Raw genomic sequence first — 3,076 nt, forward strand, 5'->3', positions numbered from 1 at the left:
ACTTTTTACGGCTGAAAAAAAATGCCTCGAATCAAAGACGAACGCTGGCAGACTGTTGAAAACCTGGTTGACCATTTTTGTAATACGGACCAGGTGCCTGCTGTCGCGTTGCAGGTGAGCGTGGGAGAGACCTCACGTCGCTATTTTAAAGGACGCCAGCGTCTCAGCGACAACGGGGACACGCTCCGCGAAGACGCCATCTTTTTAGTGGCTTCGATTACAAAACCGATCGTCGTGTTAGGCGTGCTCAAGCTTCTCGAAGCAGGGGAATTGCTGCTGGGAGATCGGGTAAAACAATTTATTCCCGAATTCGGCTGCGCAGGTAAACATGGAATCACAATCCGCCATCTGATGACGCACACCTCCGGGCTGCCTGACATGCTGCCTGATAATCGTGAGTTACGTTCCGAGCACGCGCCCCTTTCCGAATTTGTCAAACAGATTTGTGAGCTCTCTCCGGATGAACCGCCCGGTCGAATGGTGCAATATCAGAGTACGGGGATCGCCATCCTGGGGGAGATCATCCAGCGGATTACAGGTCGGCCTTGTGCGGATTATTTAGCGCAGGTTTTATTTTCACCGCTGGGAATGGCGGACACCGCGCTGGGGGTTCCGGAAGCATGGTATCACGGCGATCAACCAAAGGTCGACCGGATCACCGAAATTCGAATCCCGGAAGAATTGGATATTGAACCGCACTGGGACTGGAACAGCCGTTACTGGAGGAGTTTTGGCGCACCCTGGGGCGGGTTGTTGACGACACCGGCCGATCTGGAAAAGTTAGTCAAAATGCTGCAGCAGGGAGGCACTTTCGACTCAAAGCAGATTTTATCCCAGCGCACGATTGAGGAAGCCACCCGTGATCAGTTATCTGCAATCCCCGGCTTATCGGTGGCTGCGCGAGAAGGAAAAGGCTGGGGTCTCGGCTGGCAGATGGTGGCTCCGGCGAAGAGCGATTATTATGGCGATTTACTTTCTCCGGCTGCCTATGGACATGCCGGTGCAACGGGTACGGTGTTGTGGATTGACCCGGAACTGGAAGCATCCGCCATCATCCTGACCACACAACCTCAAGAGCCACGCGGTCAATATCTGGCCCGCATATCAAATACAGTCGTTGCAACCATTGGGCAGTAGATGTTCAGCAGCCAATCCGCAGAGTTAATCTTGCCCACTTTTTTTTATACAGCGTATAATTCGATGACTCTAAAACCAAAGCGGTCTGCTTTGGTGATGACCGTTTTATTTTGTATGAATTTTGAAAATGAATCCAGAACTCGCCGGCATTCTGACACTGGTTGTTTATGCTTTCGTCGCCTTATCGATCATGGTCTATCAGGCCGTCAAACTGCCCGATGGATGGCAGGCGTGGATTCTATTTGTGATTGCGCGCGTCTATGCCCCCGGCCTGTGGGGGATCAAACGGAACCGTCGTTGTCCTTTTCCGGGTGACTCTGCGGCAATCATCATTGCCAATCATCGTAGTCCTGCTGATCCGATGATTCTCTGGTACAACTCTCATCTGGGAAATCCACAGAAAAAAATTCGCTCGATCCGTTTTTTGATGGCACGGGAATATTACGAGCTGCCCGGATTAATTGGCTGGATCTCGCGGGCCATGCATGCGATTCCCGTTGACCGGAATGGCCAGGATGTGGCGCCGGTCCGCGAAGCGCTCCGCCAGCTGAAACAGGGGGAATTGATCGGCGTCTTTCCGGAGGGAGGAATTCAGGCAGAACGGCCCATCGCAGATGCGAATTCCGGGATTGCCTTTCTGGCATTGCGTTCGCAGGCTCCCGTCTATCCTGTTTATATTAATAATTCCCCCCGCGGAAAAAATATGGTGGAACCGTTCTATTCATTTGCTGAGACTTCCGTGGTCTATGGAGATTCGATTGACCTTTCAGCCTATTACAATCGCCGCGTCTCGCGGGAACTGCTGGAAGAAGTCACGACGTTCATGATGCAGCGGCTGGCAGAACTCGGCGATACGGTATACCTGGGAAGTGAGAGCACTCCTGATCAAAACGCACACCTCATCCGAATGCCAGCAGATCGCTATCGTTCAGCGAACTGAAAAACCGATCGGTTTCCAGTAATTTCTCCTGGGCCTGCTGATTTACTGCGCGGGAAATTACATCTGGCAGTCGGCGGATGCCTGCTGAAAGCGTGGGTCTCATCAGACCTGTTTTTTCATGCTGGCGACCCAGCAGGTGTTCTAATTCATGATAGATTATCGTCAACAAGTCGATACGTCCGGCTGCTTCCGAGTTATCGAATGCCCGAAAATCAGTTCCATTTGCAGTATGAAATTCAGAATGCTCCCACGGGCTGCTGTCAACAAACCATCCCTGACCGGCTGCGGATACATCAAGCAGAATCGTGCCGGGCATCGCTTGCGCCAGTTTATTACCGGGGAGATCGACGACTTTGATCTTTGTGTCCCGGAGTTTGATCTGTTCTTCAGGTGAAACGGTATCAGCATAGTTCCGGATCGCCGTTTCAGCAGTCAATTTTGCCGTTTCTGTTGTGAGTGGAGTTACACTTTGTTGTAGCTGTAAATCAGAAACCGCTGCCGCTATCAGGTTTTGAGGTGTCCAGGCATTGGGATAGCCGGAAGGCAAAGTTACATTCGGATTGTTGATTTTCGATTTCCCATAGTTGGAAACGAACAGCATCAGGTCTTTAAAGTTCACGGTGCCCGATTGGTTAAAGTCCATCACCCAGGCATAGGGGGAATTCGAAATTGAAACATTGGCTCCATAAACGGATGCGAAAAGCATCAGGTCTTTAAAGTTGATCTTGTCATCATCGTTGGCATCATAGGGAACGGCCCAGAATTCTGTTTCAGCGAAGTTGATTTCTCCTATCAGACTTTCGGCCTGATCAACCAGTTGCAATTCAGTTTGATCAATCGAAAATTCAGCCTGGTAAGGACCAATACTCTGAGTGTCATAATTAATACTCACCTGATCATTGGCGGTCGGTGTAAACTGAATTCGAGCGAGTAACACAAACTGGTCATCGCCGGCATCGATCAGATTTGTATTGGCTGAGATACCCTGAATCGTTCCAC

General features: G+C 50.7%; 3 protein-coding genes. 2 read left to right on the forward strand and 1 reads right to left on the reverse strand.

Annotated elements, in window-relative coordinates; all coding sequences use genetic code 11:
* The first annotated feature begins 21 nt into the window (after positions 1–21).
* Both Q0294_RS12030 and Q0294_RS12035 read left to right on the forward strand, forming a co-directional pair.
* Positions 22–1,137 (forward strand): serine hydrolase domain-containing protein, encoded by a 1,116-nt coding sequence (locus Q0294_RS12030; RefSeq protein ID WP_299465364.1) that lies wholly within the window; start codon positions 22–24, stop codon positions 1,135–1,137.
* Between the two features lie 127 nt (positions 1,138–1,264).
* Complete coding sequence (locus Q0294_RS12035; protein WP_299465367.1) at positions 1,265–2,077, forward strand: lysophospholipid acyltransferase family protein; 813 nt, start codon at positions 1,265–1,267, stop codon at positions 2,075–2,077.
* On the opposite strand, the gene Q0294_RS12040 is transcribed toward Q0294_RS12035, so the two are convergent.
* Positions 2,037–3,076, reverse strand: a 1,040-nt coding sequence (locus Q0294_RS12040; RefSeq protein ID WP_299465370.1) for a hypothetical protein, incomplete at its 5' end; no start/stop codon positions are given. The two genes, Q0294_RS12035 and Q0294_RS12040, sit on opposite strands and share 41 nt — an antisense overlap.

The sequence above is a fragment of the uncultured Gimesia sp. genome, assembly GCF_937919775.1.
Taxonomy (GTDB): Bacteria; Planctomycetota; Planctomycetia; order Planctomycetales; family Planctomycetaceae; genus Gimesia.